Origin of the sequence: Glaciimonas soli (assembly GCF_009497155.1) — a bacterium.
Lineage (GTDB): Bacteria > Pseudomonadota > Gammaproteobacteria > Burkholderiales > Burkholderiaceae_D > Glaciimonas > Glaciimonas soli.
In genome coordinates, this window is the sequence record NZ_WINI01000014.1 from 38,133 (window position 1) to 54,245 (window position 16,113).

Sequence of the window (16,113 nt, forward strand, 5' to 3'; positions counted from 1 at the left end):
CCATAGTCGTATTACTTATTTCCCACCGCTTTATTTCCATGAACCAACTATTTACGCATAAGACGTGAGATCGTAGCAACAATTAATAGTGCCGTAAAGAAACTTATTAAAAGAAAAGCCTTTGCTTTTCTTTTATCTCCATGAACAAACAACAAGTGACATTTTTTTGCCGCAAGAAAACGTGCAATGTGACATTTATTGTCGCTTTGCAAGTCCATATAAAAGCGAAGAGTGTCTGAAATTTGCCACGGAGATAGAATTCACCAACTCAATTGTCTATTTGCAAGTTTTGTGCCTTGTTGCCATGACGTTATAATGAGTCCTCAATGTAAGCCCTCCTCCTCTTGATCATTCACCGCCCAGAAAACGATGACGCCACCAGATATTGATGCAACACCGCCCGGCAGTGAACCTTCAGATGAAGCCCTTGCAGTACCGAAGCGTCGCATGCCCCTCCCTTTAAAAATCATTGTTGGTTTCTTTGGCACCGTTGCCGGGTTACTGCTGATCGGTGCGCTCACCTTTGGTTTTATGCTCGCAGTGGCATGGCCCAATCTGCCAGCACTCGATACCCTCACCGATTATCGCCCCAAGATTCCATTGCGAATTTACTCTGCGGATGGCGTATTGATTGGTGAATTTGGCGAAGAGCGACGCAGCTTGGTGCGCTTTAAAGATATTCCCGACGTCGTCAAAAAAGCGGTATTGGCGATCGAAGATGATCGCTTTTATCAGCACGGCGGTGTCGACATTCAAGGAATTTTACGCGCCTCCATTTCCAACCTGACTGGCGGCGGAGGTGGTGCCAGCACGATCACGCAGCAAGTCGCCCGTAATTTTTTCTTGACCAGCAACGAACCCACTTTTCTACAAAAAGCGTCACGCAAGTTTTTGTATGAAATTCCATTAGCCTGGAAAATCGAACAAAATTTGACTAAAGATCAAATTCTTGAGGTGTATATGAACCAGATTTATCTGGGACAACGCGCCTATGGATTTGCCTCCGCTGCACAAGTCTATTTTGGTAAAAAATTATCCGATCTCACCGTTGCGGAAGCCGCGATGCTAGCTGGTTTGCCAAAAGCACCGTCAGCCAATAATCCTATCGTCAATCCCAAGCGCGCCATCAAACGCCAACAATATATTCTGTTGCGCATGCGAGAGCTCGGTTACATCACCCAAGCGCAATACGAAGAAGCCAGGAACGAGCCGTTGCAACTGAAAACTGGCACAACTGAATTTGGCATCCATGCTGAATATGTCGCCGAAATGGCGCGGCAGATGGTGTACGAACAATTCAAAGACGCCACCTATACGCGCGGATTGAACGTCTACACAACGATTACCAAAGCCGACCAGGATGCCGCCTATTTTGCTTTGCGTCGTGGCGTGATGAATTATGAGAAGCGACGCGGTTATCGTGGGCCAGAAGGTTTCATGCAAATTCCAGATGGCTCCAAGGAAGAAATTGAAAGTGCTATTGAAGTGGAATTAGCCGACCACCCGGACAGCGATGATCTGGTCGCCGCGGTAGTACTCGAAGCCAGTCCGAATAAAGTACGCGCATTGCTCTCTTCCGGCGAGGAAATCACCATCACCGGCAGCGGCCTCAGCTTTGCCACCAATTTACTCAGTGACAAAGCACCGCCGCAACGTAAAGTCAGACGCGGTGCCGTTATTCGCGTGGTACAAGATACTCAGGGAAAAGCCTGGAGCATCACACAGATGCCTGCTGTGGAATCGGCTCTGATCGCCATCGATGCCAACGATGGCGCGATTCGCGCTTTAGTCGGCGGCTTTGATTTCAATCGCAGTAAATTCAATCACGTGACACAAGCATGGCGTCAACCAGGCTCTGCTTTCAAACCCTTTATCTATTCGGCATCGTTGGAAAAGGGCTTATCACCGGCCACCATCATTAACGACGCCCCAATCAGTTTCGGCGGTCTGGCTACTGGCGGTCAAGCATGGCAACCCAAAAATTATGGCGATAAATATGAAGGGTTGATGACGATGCGCAAAGCGCTGACCAAATCGAAAAACGTGGTGTCAGTGCGTATTGTCGACAAAATTGGCCCGCAATATGCGCAGGAGTACGCTGATCGCTTCGGCTTTGATCCGGACAAAAACCCACCTTACTTAACACTTGCGCTTGGTGCCGGCTCAGTGACGCCAATACAACTAGCTGCAGGTTATGCTGTGTTCGCCAATGGCGGTTATAAGGTTAACCCCTATCTCATCAGTAAAATTGTTGATGCTGATGACGTCGTGTTGGCAGAGGCGCACCCAACCAAAGCAGGCGATGAGAACGCCCGCGTCATTGATGAGCGCAATGCTTTTGTGATGGATAGCATGTTGAAAGATGTGGTCAAAGTCGGCACAGCGGCCAAAGCACTTGCACTTAACCGCAGTGATATTGCTGGCAAAACGGGCACAACGAATGATTCAATGGATGCCTGGTTCGCAGGTTATCAACCGAATCTGGTAGCCGTTACGTGGATGGGTTACGATCAGCCGAAAAACATGGGCGATAAAGAGACCGGTGGCGGCTTGGCCCTTCCTATCTGGATCGAATACATGCAGAAAGCCTTGAAAAATGTCCCCATCAAGGAAAGAGCAGTACCGAACGGGTTGCTGCATTCCGGCTCGGAATATTATTACGCTGAATATCCACCCGGAACTGGCGTCACTAGCATTACCGGTACAGGCAGCGGCACTAACCTTAGCGGTGTCAGCGTTGCCAACAGCAATATCAGCAATGCCAATCGCAACCAGAGCAACAGTCCTGCTGGCGACCAAAGTAATGGCATCATTGATAATGGGGATATAACCGGTACCGGCAACACCGACCAGAATACCAAACCGCGAACCCCAGCAGAAAAAACCCGGGATGAAGTTAAAAACGAATTGTTTTAAAGATTGCAAGACTTACGCAAAATAGATGCGTAAGTCTGCATAAACTATGGGCGCAATGTTACCTGCACCCCGCCTTGATCGCTGACCGCCTTTGATAATGCAGCAAAAAATTCGCTGCTGTCACGGGTATTACGCCAAGCATTGTCTTTATATTTAAAGTGATATCCACCAGATTTCGCAGCTAGCCATAATTCTTGCATCGCTGCCTGGCTGTTGACGATAATTTTAGAACCGTTGTCGATAAATTCAATTTCCAACACATTACCTTTTCGCTCACACTCAACATCAATCTCGTCATTATTGCTAAGGTGCTCCAGGGCTTGTTCTACCGTATTCAAAGTGGCTTCAACCTGTACCAGAAATTCTGATTCTGTCATGCTAAACTCTCCGGTTCCTGCGGCCGAACATGCAAGCACATACTACTCTCATGTCATGCCGCGTTATTTCATTAAAATGTGATTCTAATCCGTGAAAACAAAATTTGATGCACCACTGATGGCAAAAATAGCATCCTTGCTTGCGTTATCAACATTATTGACAGCTTGCGGTCAAAAAGGGCCGCTCTATATGCCCATCATTCCGCCAGCGTCCAGCCGTCCTGCCATCACTGTGCCTACATCAATAACGCCCGCGGCCAACAATACTGATACTACGGACACAACTGATGCTGATGCTGCCGCTGCAAATACAGATGCAGATGCAAATGCAAATACAAAACCGGCAACGCAGCATACGCCACTGATCCCGGCAGCAACACCCTCTACTCCCTCTAATCCTTAAAATCGACATGCCTCATTTCTCTTATCAGCACGGCCAATTACACGTCGAAAATGTCGCGTTATCAGACATTGCCAAACAATTTGGCACACCAACTTATATCTATTCCAAAGCGGCCTTAGTTGAAAATTATTCTGCTTACGCCAATGCTTGCGCTGCTGGCAATCGCAACCCATCAGAAACGCTGATTTGCTATTCGGTTAAATCCAATTCTAATCTGGCCGTACTGCAAGTGCTGAACCAACTCGGCTCGGGATTTGACATTGTCTCTGCAGGTGAATTATTGCGTGTGTTAGCCGCTGGCGGCGATCCGCGCAAAGTCATTTTCTCTGGCGTTGGCAAAACCCGTGACGAGATGCGCCTGGCGCTATCGCACGACATTTTATGCTTTAACGTCGAATCGATTCCTGAATTACATCGCTTGAATGAAGTTGCAGGAGAAATGGGAAAACGTGCGGCAATTTCTTTGCGCGTTAATCCTGATGTTGATGCTAAAACGCATCCATATATTTCGACCGGCCTCAAAGATAATAAATTCGGCGTCGCTTACGATGATGCGCTGGAATGCTATCGCACGGCTGCAGCGTTACCGCATATTGATGTTGCTGGCATTGATTGCCACATCGGTTCGCAACTGCTCGATGATGCGCCATTGCTGGAAGCGCTCGACAAATTGATCGCATTATTTGATCAGTTAACTAGCGAAGGCATTCATCTACATCATATCGATTTGGGTGGCGGCATTGGCATCACTTATGACGATGAACAACCTGTTGCTGTTGGCGATTACCTTGGTCGCGTCTTCGCCCATATTGATGCATGGCGCAAAGCGAAATATCAAGGCGCACCGCTCACCATCATGTTTGAGCCAGGTCGCTCTATCAGCGGCAATATGGGCGTGATGCTGACGGAAATTCAATATCTCAAACATGGCGAAACTAAAAATTTTGCGATCGTTGATGCCGCGATGAACGACTTGGCGCGCCCTGCGCTTTATCAGGCTTGGCATGGCGTACAAACGGTAGCAGAAAAAAATTCGCAGGCGCAAAGCATTACCTACGATGTGGTTGGTCCGGTATGTGAATCTGGCGATTGGCTGGCGCGCGCACGCGATTTAGCCGTGTCTGAAGGCGACTTGCTGGCATTTTTCTCTGCCGGTGCATATGGCATGACGATGGCATCGAACTACAACACGCGTGGCCGCGCGGCCGAAGTAATGATAGATGGCGATCGTGTGCATTTGATACGCCAGCGTGAAGATGCAAAAGACTTGTTTGCGTTAGAGTCTAAGCTAAGTTAAGGCCCGGCACGAGAAGCTTCTATTTTCCCCAGTAGCCATTGCAGCCCGGCCAGATGTTGTTGGTCGTGGCTGCATAGATAATGCACAAGGCTGCGCAGCGTTAAAGGGCCATAGCCTAAAAATACGGCGGTGCGCTCAAAATCAGCAGGACGTAAATTTGAAATCAACGCGACTGTCTTGGCGCGTGCTATCCGAAATGCGTTGAAAACTTCCGCAGGATTGGATGTCGCATACGGACGTTCTTTAGTGATAGTGATGCTATCAATGTCGAGCAAAGTCGGATGAACTTCATTAAGCGTCCGGTGAAAGCGCAGATGATAACCTTCGATTTCAATATCGCGCACATGACAGATCTGCTCAATCGCCGTGAATGGTTCGCTCGGCACACCATCCCAAGAGTCCGGTGCCCAATTTTTGTATTCGGCAGGTATTGCAGCGTAATGTGCTTCCAACTGTTGCGGAAAAGCTTTGAGGGTATCGAGAGTAATGGCATTCATAGGCGTTATTTCATTGAAAGTGCTATGGCGTAAAAATTCGATTAATGTTTGATTTTGCAGCCTCGTCGAGCCGAGCATAACACTTTTCAATTCAAACCAATTAGCTTGAAGCCGATGTAACCTGACGGCCACTCCCTCTCTCCGGCACACGTGCGGCACGTTTCTGCTTGAGATACCAATACACGCGTGCTAACAGTAATACACCCACAATGGTACCGAAGATAATCGGCTTTTCAAAATTGTGTTTCCCAGCGCGCATCCACCAGAAATGCAATATCCCCAGCATAGCTACCAGATACACCAAGCGATGCAACCATTGCCAGCGCTTGCCACCTAGCCGTTTGATCATGCCATTGGTGCTGGTCACGGCAAGTGGAATCAACAAAACGAAGGCACTAAATCCCACTGTGATAAACGGGCGTTTGTAGACGTCTTTCAGCATTTCGCCGATGTCGAAAAAATGATCGAACCAGAAAAAAGTCGTGAAGTGCAAGGAGACATAAAAAAAAGCAAACAGCCCTGACATGCGACGTAATTTGACCAGCCAATTCCATTTTGTCAGACGGCGTAACGGAGTCACCGCCAACGTAATGCAGAGAAAATACAGCGTCCAGTCACCAGTCGCACGAGTGATAAATTCGATCGGATTTGCGCCCAATTGATCGGTGAACGCATACACCAATAGCCGTCCAGCAGGAATTAATGCCAATACAAACAGCGTCGCTTTTAGCCATTTAAATTGTTTGGGTGTTGGAGTAAAAGACATCGCGGCACCCATCAGAAAAACCTCTTCAAGTCCATACCCGCATAAAGCGAAGCAACATCGTTATAGCCATTAAACATCAGGGTTGGACGTTTTCTAGTGAAGAAACCGTCTTCACCGATGCGGCGCTCGGTAGCTTGTGACCAACGCGGATGATCAACATTTGGATTGACGTTGGAATAAAAACCATACTCGTTAGGTGCCGAAAGATTCCAGGAGGTCTTTGGTTGCTCTTTCAGGAAGCGAATTTTGACAATAGACTTTGCCGATTTAAACCCATACTTCCAAGGTACGACCATGCGCACTGGCGCGCCATTTTGGTTAGGCAACACTTCGCCATACATACCGAATGCGAGCAAAGCCAATGGATGCATCGCCTCGTCCATACGTAAACCTTCGGTGTAGGGCCATTGCAACACTGAACTACGCAAACCGGGCATCTGTTTACTGTCGGCCAGCGTAACAAATTCGACATATTTTGCGTTACCAGTCGGCTCAACTTTTTTAATCAGATTGGATAGGGAATAACCTATCCACGGAATCACCATCGACCAGCCTTCAACGCAGCGATGGCGATAAACGCGCTCTTCCAATGAAGTTAATTTCATCAAATTATCAAGATCAAGCGTCATCGGCTTTTTGACCTCACCTTCAATCACTACTGACCATGGCCGCGGCTTGAGAGTGCCAGCAGTTTGAGCGGGATCCGATTTGTCGGTGCCGAATTCGTAGTAATTGTTGTAGGTGGTGGCGTCTTTGTATGGTGTCTGCTTATCCATCACAACGAAAGCCGGATTGGATTTTGCGGCCAGTTTTTGGCCAGACTGCGCCCAGGCAGAGCGTGTTGTCATTTCCAGCAGGCTCGCGCTGGCAATCGAACCAACCGCGACTTGCTTGATAAAACTACGGCGCGATTCAAACACTTCGCGCGGGGTAATTTCGGAGGAAAACGGTAAATCGATACCGTTATTGCGGCGATGGATTAGCATGTTGATACTCCTATGAGTCGATGTTCGAGGTGATGGAGCTTGGTCGGACATCGACGCCATTCCTTACACAACAAATAGTCTACACGCTAATTTTTGGGAACACCCTAAACAACCAAAAGTTGATAGGGTCAAAGCAATTTACAGCATCGATTGACGTAATTTGGTTTACATCAAGTGTTGATGCAATTCCGACAAGGCCGAAATAACGGTAACCTCGGGTGGGAAGTTAGCCTTGGTGTGCCCTGCTTGCAACGCGAATACGCGCATCCCTGCAGCAATCCCCGCTTGTACGCCGGGAATACTATCTTCAACCACCACGCAACGTGAAGGCGCGACACCTTTTTGTTGTGCTGCGTGCAAGAACAAATCTGGGGCTGGCTTCCATGCCCCGACTTCATAAGCGCTAAAAATGTCTTGTTCGAAATGGTGAAATAAACTTGTGATCTTTAAACAATGCTCAATTTTTTCGCGCGGACCATTTGATGCCAGGCAAAACGGTGTTTTGAGAGCCTGCAACAATGCTGGCGCACCGGCTATCGGCTGCAAGCGCTGCTGATATAAAGTGAATGCATACTCGCGCAATAACGCTTGAAATGCAGTGCGGGGCAAGGGTGTTCCGCGCACACTTTCTATGTGGGCAATACAGTCATTCATATTGCCACCTTTGAACCGCTCCATTTCCGCTAGCGAAAGTTGCGCACCAAATTCTGCCGCACAGGCAACAATGGCTTCGTCAGTCAATCCTTCGCTATCCACCAAGGTGCCATCTGAATCAAAAATAATCAGTTCAATTGGTTCAGACTTCAAATCACAACTCTCCGTAAGAATGCAGGCCGGACAAGAACATATTCACACCAAGGAAAGCAAAGGTTGTTACCAGCAGACCGACCAAGGCCCACCATGCCGCGACTTTGCCACGTAAGCCCTTCATCAAGCGCATATGCAACCAGGCAGCATAATTGAGCCAGACGATCAGCGCCCAGGTTTCTTTCGGATCCCAAGACCAATAACCGCCCCACGCTTCTGCTGCCCACAATGCGCCCAGAATGGTGGCAATCGTAAAGAAGGTAAAACCAACCGCAATCGCTTTGTACATCACGTCATCCAGCACTTCCAGCGACGGTAAACGATCAACAAAATAGCCATGCGATTTCAGCAAATAGGCACTTGCCACCATTGCCGATAATGCAAACGTACCGTAGCCGATAAAGTTAGCCGGCACATGGATTTTCATCCACCAGCTTTGCAACGCTGGCACCAATGGTTGAATTTCGGCCGCATTGCGCGCCACCGTGTACCACAACAAAAATCCTACGGCGGCCGAGATCACCAACAATACGAATGGCCCCAGCTGACGTGTAGCGTAGCGCTGTTCGTAATACAAATAAAACAGCGCGGTAATCATGCTAAACAGAATGAACACTTCATACAGATTGGAGATAGGAATATGACCAATGTCAGCACCAATCAGGTATGACTCATACCAGCGCACCAACATGCCTGTGAAACCCAACACCACCGCTGCCCAGCATAGCTTCGAGGCTATCGACATATTCGATTCGGAGCGAGCGAGAAAACCCACCCAGTAAAACATGGTAGACAAGAAAAATAACAGACTCATCCACAAAATTGCGGATTGGCTTGAGAGCATATATTTAAGGAAAAAACTCTTGTTCGCCATGTCCAGCGAACCACCGTATAGCGCAATTGCCGACAGTGCCAACACTGCCAACAGGGCCATCAACCAGCGCACGGATTTCCAATGCCAACCCAGCCATGAAAAAGTCGGAGCGGCCAAAAGCAGCACACCTTTTTCGTAGTAATCCATATGCGCGCCGTAACGATTAAACGCGAAAATGGCCGCCGCAAACAACGCTGCGGAGAAGAGCCAATCGAACACTGACAGCTGCTTGAAAAAGCCAGCTGGCGGTGAGTATGTTTGTGTCAATTCCATCATTTTCTCCGTCGCACTTGCAATCATTTATGTTGATTGCGTAACGCTTATCGTCAATTATTTTTGTGCTTTTGATTCTGCTTCTAACTGCATCAACTGCGTTTTCATTACTTCAAATTCTTTTTCAAAATCCAGCGTCTTACGCTGCGTACTCATTGCCATCAAGGCATGGGATTGACCATAGCCATTACTATCCGATCTGATCCAAACCCACAGTCGACGTTCACGCACGTACAGCATCGAAAATACGCCAAGCACCAGGAATAAGCAGCCGAGATAGACAACTTTTTTGCCCGGCGAACGCGTCACCTGAAAGACTGATGCTTTGATCTCTTCAAAGCTGTTCAGTTGCAAATAAACCGGTGCGCCGTAAAAACTGGCATCGGATAAAGCATTGGCACTCAACTGTAAAAAACGACCATGCTTTTCGTCAGCAGGCATATCTTTCAAACCATCTTTTTCACGAGCGACTTGCCATAAATCCCACAAACTACCATTGAGAATTTTCATGAAAATATCGGCGGCTTTTTCTTGCTCCTGTTGCGGCACTTGCTCTAAAAATGTCGAGATCGCCAAGTAACCAGCTTGTTTACCGTCGCCTGCAAATAAGGATAGACCACGTTCGGCAGACTGTTCCAATTGTGCGCGTAATAATGCGCTGCCGTCTCGATTTTCTGCAATGGCGCGTTGTGCGTAACGTTGAGCAGCTTGTACACGCAAAGCCGGATTATTCAAAGCAGCGCGCAGGCGCATCCACTCGGTTACCTCATCATTGTCATCGGCAGGAATACGTAAGTACCGGAAAGCGTCATCCGGCTTATCCCGCACGCCGGTTAAAAATACATAATCGTCATCAACTTTGACCGGTTGCATATAGTTACTGAACTCACGCTTCTGACCGGCGCTATCAAGCAGTATGTATTGCACGCTCGGACCGACGTTTTTCAAGTCTTTAACGACCGCGCTTTTGGCGCCAGAACCCATGTGCTTGCTGATGTCTTCCGCCAATTGCTGATTCAAACTTTTGGATTTGGACACCGCGCGCAAATCTTGCCCTTGCTCGGCCATATTCTCTACGTTAAACGGACGGAAACCTGACCACTGTATCGTATATTGACTATTCGTATTGGCGCTCTTTGCATCCAATGGTGTGCTGCCGTTAACCTCGCCCGCGATCGGGAAAGTTGCGTCTTTATCACCAGTCATCGGGAACGCAGTGAGCTTTAACTTGCTGCCGCCATCCTCAAAACTTGATTGATAAATTGCTATTCCCTTATAGATCAATGGATGATTGACCTTGATCGTAGCGCTAATGGTTTCGCCAGTTTGGTTATCGCGCAACACCACATCGCTGGCAAACAACTTGGGCATGCCAGTGCTGTAGAAATCGATCACAAAATGCTTGAGCTGCAAGGTGAATGGCAAATCTTGAATCAGCACGCCATTTGCTTGCGGAATTACTGCAGTACTACTCGCCGCGCCCTCGGGAATCAATGTATTCCCGCGGAAGGTAGGATTGCCGAGCCCAAGTCGATGTTCAGGGCCAATATCGGCAATCAAACCACTGCCGTTGAAATCGGTTTTACCGTATAGCCATTTCTGTGCGCGTATCGGCAAATTGGAATCGAGCAAAGCCCCTATGCAAATAATCACAATCGCGCTGTGGGCAAAAATATAACCCCACTTATTTGCTGCGCCTTGTTTGGCGCTAATCAAAATTGCATTGTCTTTTTGTACAACCTTGGTTTTATAACCTTTAGCGTTAATTCGCGCCAACAACTGCTGCGTTAATGTTTCGGGCGCGACTGGCACCGTCCATTCGCCTTTATGATGAAAATTGCGCAACGATTGTTCGCGCACATTTTCACGCCAACTGCGCAAATCTTTCAATATTTTGGGTGCATTACGACTAATACATAACGACGTTGAAACCACTAAAAACGCCATGATCAGCAAAAACCACCAGGTTGAATACACTGAGTACAAGCCAAGTTTGGCGAACACATCAAACCAGAATGGTCCGAACTGATTGACATAATTGGGCATCGGCTCGTCTTGTTTGAGCACTGTACCGATAGTCGAAGCGATAGCGATCAAGGTCAGCAAGCTGATGGCGAAGCGCATGGAAGAAATGAGCTCGATAAACTCTGCAAACCAGCTGAAGCGGGTTTTAAGCTGAATACCGCCGGTATAGGTGACAGCCGCAGCTGCGACTACATTGGCATCGGCATCGACGTCAGTACTCGGCTGGTGTTTGCTACTGGTGCTCATATGTCATTTTCTTTATAAAACTTAATGCAATCTATTTCAGCAGTGAGTTTAACCAATCTTACCGATGAAAAAAATACGTCAATACAGCTAAGGGATATAACGCCACGGACACAATTTGGGCCTTTCCCATCTTGTTAAAAAAGAAAAAGGGCGGCCATAGCCGCCCATTTAATTAGTTTGATCAGCTGAACAAACTTATTTCACGTCGCCCAAACCTGCGATGTAATCGGCAACGGCTTTGATTTCATCATCTGACATGCGACTGGCAATGGTCGTCATCATCGGCCCGTTTTTACGCGTTCCATTACGGAAGTTGGTCAATTCAGTCGTCGTATAATCTTGATGCTGTCCACCGATACGGGGAAATTGATTAGGAATTCCGGCGCCATTCGGGCTGTGACAAGCGGCACAAGCTGGTACGCTTTTTTCTGCGATGCCGGCGCGGTAAATATGCTTACCTAAGTCCAATGTGCTCGCATCTTTAGCAGCGCCCGGCTTAACTTTTTGCACATCCAGATACGCTGCAATATTTTTCATATCGTCATCGGTCAGCCCTGCTGCCATTGCCGACATGACCGGGTTGCTGCGAGTCCCGGCTTTGAAGTCAGTTAATTGCTTATGAATGTACGCGGCGTGCTGGCCACCCAATTTTGGGTTTTGGCTGATGGTAGAAGCACCAGCAGCGCCGTGGCAAGAAATACAGGCTGTGATATTTCGGGTGGCGTCGCCGTTGGTATATAGCGCTTCACCTTTGGTAAGATCAGGTTTAGCGGCTACTGGCACATCGGCAGCTGAGGCCGTGGTAGCAGAGAGCGCAAATGCGGCGACTAACAAAGATGCAAACAAGGATTTCAAAGCTGGTAGAAACGCACTGTTCATTCAAACACCCTGAGACTTAATGTTAGATTTAAGATCGGCCTTGGTGACAATTCCCTGCATGCAGTCCGAAGACTAATGCAACGGGATATAACCCCTTATTGTACAATAGCTTTTCGGCATTTTCGCCGCTCCATCGTATTTTCTCTTATCCATGTCCCAACTCTGGCAAGCCCGCTTCTTTACAACGGTAAATCATCTACGTGACTTACCACAAACACAAGTGCCAGAAATTGCATTTGCTGGCCGCTCTAACGCCGGCAAATCGACTGCTCTTAATATTTTATGCAATCAGAAAAAATTAGCTTTCGCGTCAAAAACGCCTGGTCGCACACAACATATCAACTTTTTCTCTATTGGCGGTGCGCATGTTGCGCAACATCGCAAGGATGAAACCAAAGTTGACGAAATTCGCGCTTTATTAGTCGATTTACCCGGCTATGGTTACGCTGAAGTCTCTGGCTCGGCCAAGCTTCACTGGCAAGGTTTACTGGGGGATTACGTCCGTCGGCGCGAACAATTAGCGGCATTGGTATTAATTGTCGATTCACGCCGCCCGTTTACCGAGCTAGACATACAAATGGTGGACTGGTTTGCCCCCACCGGCAAGCCCATTCATTGCATTTTAAGCAAAGCCGACAAACTCAATCGCAACGACGCCACCAATGCCCTACGCCAGGCGCACACGTTCTTAGCCAGTTATGTCGATGAAAATCAACAACCATTGCCATTCACCGCACAATTGTTTTCAGCTTTGAAACGCACAGGAATAGAAGAAGCCGATCAGCGGATTTTGGAATTGGCAGGATTGAATGATCAAGACGATGCTGAAGTGATTGATACAGACGTAAATACGTAGATTGATGTTACGTCGAGCGGCGGTTGGTATCGCATTTGGCCCTCACGGTCTTTTAGCGTAAATATCGGTGGCAGGAGTAGGCCTGTGTTACTTGCCAAGATATCAATATCTATCTTTTTGGGATTCGCCTTACTGAGGGCCAGATGCGATACCAACCGCCGCCCGACGTAACATCAGTACGGAAGAAAGATGAGCGCCTTGAAAACCGTTGCGAGAAGCAGCTTTGATCTAGAAATAGAAAGTAAGATGGGCGTTTGAAAACCGTAGCGAGCGGATCAAAGTCAAATTGAGAAGCGCAGCCGTACTTTAGTACGGTGAGCATCGCAAATTTGAGATTGATTCGCGCAGTAGGTTTGCAAGCGCCCATAAAAATGCCCTAGAGAAAGGGGATTATCTCTAGGGCGGAATTGCCTCATCACTGATGACATAAAACCGAAAAGCGACGTGGCCCCGCTCAGGGAGGGAAGCGGGAGGTGAAAGTACCTATCGCTATGAGACGACATAATCTAAAAAGTTCATACTTTTTTTCATTTCTCTCTCATTTCTCTCCATTTATTATTCTAGTTGTCAGTCCGGCTAAATTAGCAGGTGCAAAAAAAACATCATTTTTTTCTGTCAATTTCGCTAGTTTGGCTGCTAGCATAACGAGTCACTAACTAAGAGCGCTGCTATGCATAACACACCAAAATCACACCCTCTTGCCTTCCCTGCCGTACGTATGCGTCGTATGCGTAAAGATGCTTTTTCTCGCGCCATGATGCGTGAGAACACTGTTACGGTCGCCGATTTGATTTATCCGGTGTTTGTTTTGGATGGCATCAATCAGCGCGATAAAGTTGCATCAATGCCTGGCGTTGAACGGCTTTCTGTTGATTTATTACTACATGTTGCGGAAGAATGCGTAGAACTTGGGATTCCGGTTCTTGCGCTATTCCCTGTGATCAATCCGACGCTAAAAACGCCTGATGGGATTGAGGCAACCAATCCGAAAGGACTGATTCCACGTGCCGTACGCGAACTTAAGCAGCGCTTCCCGGAATTAGGTATTTTGACTGACGTTGCACTCGATCCGTACACCAGCCACGGTCAGGATGGCGTACTGAATGCGGATGGTTATGTGCTCAACGACGAAACGTGTGAGCTTTTAGTCAAACAAGCATTGGTACAAGCCGACGCTGGCGTAGACGTGGTTGCGCCGTCGGACATGATGGATGGCCGTATCGGAGCAATCCGTACTGCGCTAGAAGCGCACGGTCATATTCACACCCGCATCATGGCGTATTCAGCTAAGTATGCATCGGCATTTTACGGCCCGTTCCGCGATGCGGTTGGCTCTGCGGCCAATCTGGGCAAGAGCAGTAAAAATACGTATCAAATGGACCCTGCCAACAGCAACGAAGCACTACGTGAAGTGGCATTGGACTTGGCCGAAGGTGCTGACATGGTGATGGTAAAACCGGGCATGCCGTATCTGGATATTGTACGACGCGTCAAAGATGAATTTAAGGTGCCGACTTTTGCGTATCAGGTCAGTGGAGAATATGCGATGATCAAAGCTGCGGCACAAAATGGCTGGCTCGATCATGACAGAACTATGATGGAAGCCATGCTTGCGTTTAAGCGAGCGGGCGCAGATGGCGTGCTGACTTATTTTGCATTGGATATTGCACGCCATTTACGGAAAAACTGAGCATACTCTCTTTAACGCTATGCGCCTTATGCGCATAGCGCACTCTCTCTACACTGCCCATGGAAATATTTTTAATCGGCGACAATCAAGTCAGCCAAAGCAGTGACCTACCGCCATCACCACCATCATCTGGCTTTCTGTGGATAGATTGCACCCACGAAGAAGTCGCAGCCGATCCTGAGTGCTGGCGTGATGCGATTGCGGCAGCGACTGGAACTCACATTTACGACCCGCATTTGATTGATGCCATTAACTCGGCACATCCATCGTATTTCGATTCAACCCAAGATTACGGCATGCTGGTATTTCGCAAACTGTCTGTCCATGGTAATAGCGTTACCGCATCAGCAGTTGGCACGGTTGATAATGATGAAGCGTCACATGACAGTCAAGCCAACGGCAAACGTAAAGTGCTGCCAGCATTGAACAATCTGGTCACACAGCCGATTACATTTTTTCTTTTCGACAACGCACTCGTCACAGTGCACGAACATCACAGTCGCACCATCGCGGCAGTACGTAGTCGTTTATTAGATTATGTGAGTAAAAACAATAAATCTTTGCATGGCAATCGCTTGCCAGTGTCGCCTGAAGATTTGATGCTGCGTCTGTTGAATGCGATGGTCGATAAATATCTGGAATTGCGTCAGCCTTTGACAGCACAGTTAGATCGTTGGCAACGAGCTTTATTGGATCCTGCTCGACCTTTCAAGGATTGGCTGACTTTGTTAGATGCGCGCATTGAATTGCGCAAGCTGGAAAGTTTGTGTGAAGAGCAGCACGACGCCGTGCAAGAACTACGCGATTATTTTGTTGATACCGGCTCGGACAATGGCACTGACATCAGTCGTAATCAGGATCTGTTGCTAGTTCGAATACACGATGTAATGGAACACATCACGCGTGTGTTGAACCATGCGAGTCGACTAGAATCGTCAATAGAATCAGCGGTACAAATTCACTTCTCCGCAGTTTCACATCGTACTAATGAGATCATGCGTGTATTGACTGTGATCACTGCGTTGTTTATGCCACTGACTTTAATCACTGGGATTTTCGGCATGAATTTCGAGGTCATGCCGCTCCTCAAAAATGCCACCGGCTTTTGGTTAACAATGGCCAGTATGGTCGTCGTCGTTATCGTAATGTTGCTCTATTTCCGACATCGCCGTTATCTGGAGCGACCATCGTTGGTGCGCGATTAAAAATAACATAGGCGCT

The 16,113-nt window shown here is 47.9% G+C and carries 14 protein-coding genes; 6 read left to right on the forward strand and 8 right to left on the reverse strand.

The genetic code is table 11. The features are described from left to right. Positions 1-447 precede the first annotated feature (447 nt). Positions 448-2,916: a penicillin-binding protein 1A gene (locus GEV47_RS18655; RefSeq protein ID WP_153236355.1), complete on the forward strand. Its 2,469-nt coding sequence runs from the start codon at positions 448-450 to the stop codon at positions 2,914-2,916. Positions 2,917-2,960: 44 nt separating this feature from the next. Here the strand turns inward: GEV47_RS18655 and cyaY are convergent, their stop codons facing one another. Continuing rightward, entirely contained in the window at positions 2,961-3,293 is a 333-nt protein-coding gene (gene cyaY / locus GEV47_RS18660; protein ID WP_153236314.1) for an iron donor protein CyaY, read from the reverse strand. A gap of 118 nt (positions 3,294-3,411) precedes the next feature. Between cyaY and lptM the strand changes: the two genes are divergently transcribed. After that, positions 3,412-3,696, forward strand: coding sequence for an LPS translocon maturation chaperone LptM (gene lptM / locus GEV47_RS18665; protein WP_228124807.1), 285 nt, complete (start codon positions 3,412-3,414; stop codon positions 3,694-3,696). Positions 3,697-3,703: 7 nt separating this feature from the next. Then, the gene (lysA, locus tag GEV47_RS18670) at positions 3,704-4,993 is read left to right on the forward strand and encodes a diaminopimelate decarboxylase (protein WP_153236316.1); all 1,290 of its coding nucleotides are present in this window, start codon (positions 3,704-3,706) and stop codon (positions 4,991-4,993) included. Here lysA and GEV47_RS18675 read toward each other — a convergent pair. The 7 genes from GEV47_RS18675 to GEV47_RS18705 form a co-directional block, all read right to left on the reverse strand. Then, positions 4,990-5,490: a DinB family protein gene (locus GEV47_RS18675; protein WP_153236317.1), complete on the reverse strand. Its 501-nt coding sequence runs from the start codon at positions 5,488-5,490 to the stop codon at positions 4,990-4,992. The genes lysA and GEV47_RS18675 overlap by 4 nt on opposite strands. Before the next feature lie 100 nt (positions 5,491-5,590). Further along, entirely contained in the window at positions 5,591-6,256 is a 666-nt protein-coding gene (locus GEV47_RS18680) for a protein-methionine-sulfoxide reductase heme-binding subunit MsrQ (RefSeq protein WP_153236318.1), read from the reverse strand. Positions 6,257-6,267: 11 nt separating this feature from the next. After that, complete coding sequence (gene msrP / locus GEV47_RS18685; RefSeq protein WP_153236319.1) at positions 6,268-7,242, reverse strand: protein-methionine-sulfoxide reductase catalytic subunit MsrP; 975 nt, start codon at positions 7,240-7,242, stop codon at positions 6,268-6,270. Between the two features lie 165 nt (positions 7,243-7,407). Next, the gene (locus GEV47_RS18690; protein WP_153236320.1) at positions 7,408-8,049 is read right to left on the reverse strand and encodes an HAD family hydrolase; all 642 of its coding nucleotides are present in this window, start codon (positions 8,047-8,049) and stop codon (positions 7,408-7,410) included. A gap of 1 nt (position 8,050) precedes the next feature. Beyond that, complete coding sequence (gene ccsB, locus GEV47_RS18695; protein WP_153236356.1) at positions 8,051-9,196, reverse strand: c-type cytochrome biogenesis protein CcsB; 1,146 nt, start codon at positions 9,194-9,196, stop codon at positions 8,051-8,053. A 57-nt stretch (positions 9,197-9,253) separates the two neighbouring features. Beyond that, positions 9,254-11,467: a cytochrome c biogenesis protein ResB gene (locus GEV47_RS18700; protein ID WP_153236321.1), complete on the reverse strand. Its 2,214-nt coding sequence runs from the start codon at positions 11,465-11,467 to the stop codon at positions 9,254-9,256. A 195-nt stretch (positions 11,468-11,662) separates the two neighbouring features. Beyond that, positions 11,663-12,346, reverse strand: a complete 684-nt coding sequence (locus tag GEV47_RS18705) for a c-type cytochrome (RefSeq protein WP_153236322.1) — start codon at positions 12,344-12,346, stop codon at positions 11,663-11,665. A gap of 151 nt (positions 12,347-12,497) precedes the next feature. On the opposite strand from GEV47_RS18705, the gene yihA reads away from it, so the two are divergent. The 3 genes from yihA (at position 12,498) to GEV47_RS18720 (ending at position 16,097) form a co-directional block, all read left to right on the forward strand. Further along, on the forward strand, positions 12,498-13,202 hold the full coding sequence (yihA, locus tag GEV47_RS18710) for a ribosome biogenesis GTP-binding protein YihA/YsxC (protein ID WP_153236323.1): 705 nt from the start codon (positions 12,498-12,500) through the stop codon (positions 13,200-13,202). A 670-nt stretch (positions 13,203-13,872) separates the two neighbouring features. Beyond that, entirely contained in the window at positions 13,873-14,892 is a 1,020-nt protein-coding gene (gene hemB, locus GEV47_RS18715) for a porphobilinogen synthase (protein ID WP_153236324.1), read from the forward strand. Positions 14,893-14,951: 59 nt separating this feature from the next. After that, positions 14,952-16,097 carry a magnesium transporter CorA family protein gene (locus GEV47_RS18720; protein WP_153236325.1) on the forward strand — a complete coding sequence of 382 codons (1,146 nt, stop codon included), beginning with the start codon at positions 14,952-14,954 and terminating at the stop codon, positions 16,095-16,097. The last annotated feature ends 16 nt before the right edge of the window (positions 16,098-16,113 follow it).

Excerpts from the sequence above, each read along its gene's own strand:
- GEV47_RS18655 (WP_153236355.1), top strand. The coding sequence starts at position 448 with ATGCCCCTCCCTTTAAAAATCATTGTTGGTTTCTTTGGCACCGTTGCC.
- cyaY (WP_153236314.1), bottom strand. The coding sequence starts at position 3,293 with ATGACAGAATCAGAATTTCTGGTACAGGTTGAAGCCACTTTGAATACG.
- lptM (WP_228124807.1), top strand. The coding sequence starts at position 3,412 with ATGGCAAAAATAGCATCCTTGCTTGCGTTATCAACATTATTGACAGCT.
- lysA (WP_153236316.1), top strand. The coding sequence starts at position 3,704 with ATGCCTCATTTCTCTTATCAGCACGGCCAATTACACGTCGAAAATGTC.
- GEV47_RS18675 (WP_153236317.1), bottom strand. The coding sequence starts at position 5,490 with ATGAATGCCATTACTCTCGATACCCTCAAAGCTTTTCCGCAACAGTTG.
- GEV47_RS18680 (WP_153236318.1), bottom strand. The coding sequence starts at position 6,256 with ATGTCTTTTACTCCAACACCCAAACAATTTAAATGGCTAAAAGCGACG.
- msrP (WP_153236319.1), bottom strand. The coding sequence starts at position 7,242 with ATGCTAATCCATCGCCGCAATAACGGTATCGATTTACCGTTTTCCTCC.
- ccsB (WP_153236356.1), bottom strand. The coding sequence starts at position 9,196 with ATGGAATTGACACAAACATACTCACCGCCAGCTGGCTTTTTCAAGCAG.
- GEV47_RS18700 (WP_153236321.1), bottom strand. The coding sequence starts at position 11,467 with ATGAGCACCAGTAGCAAACACCAGCCGAGTACTGACGTCGATGCCGAT.
- GEV47_RS18705 (WP_153236322.1), bottom strand. The coding sequence starts at position 12,346 with ATGAACAGTGCGTTTCTACCAGCTTTGAAATCCTTGTTTGCATCTTTG.
- yihA (WP_153236323.1), top strand. The coding sequence starts at position 12,498 with ATGTCCCAACTCTGGCAAGCCCGCTTCTTTACAACGGTAAATCATCTA.
- hemB (WP_153236324.1), top strand. The coding sequence starts at position 13,873 with ATGCATAACACACCAAAATCACACCCTCTTGCCTTCCCTGCCGTACGT.
- GEV47_RS18720 (WP_153236325.1), top strand. The coding sequence starts at position 14,952 with ATGGAAATATTTTTAATCGGCGACAATCAAGTCAGCCAAAGCAGTGAC.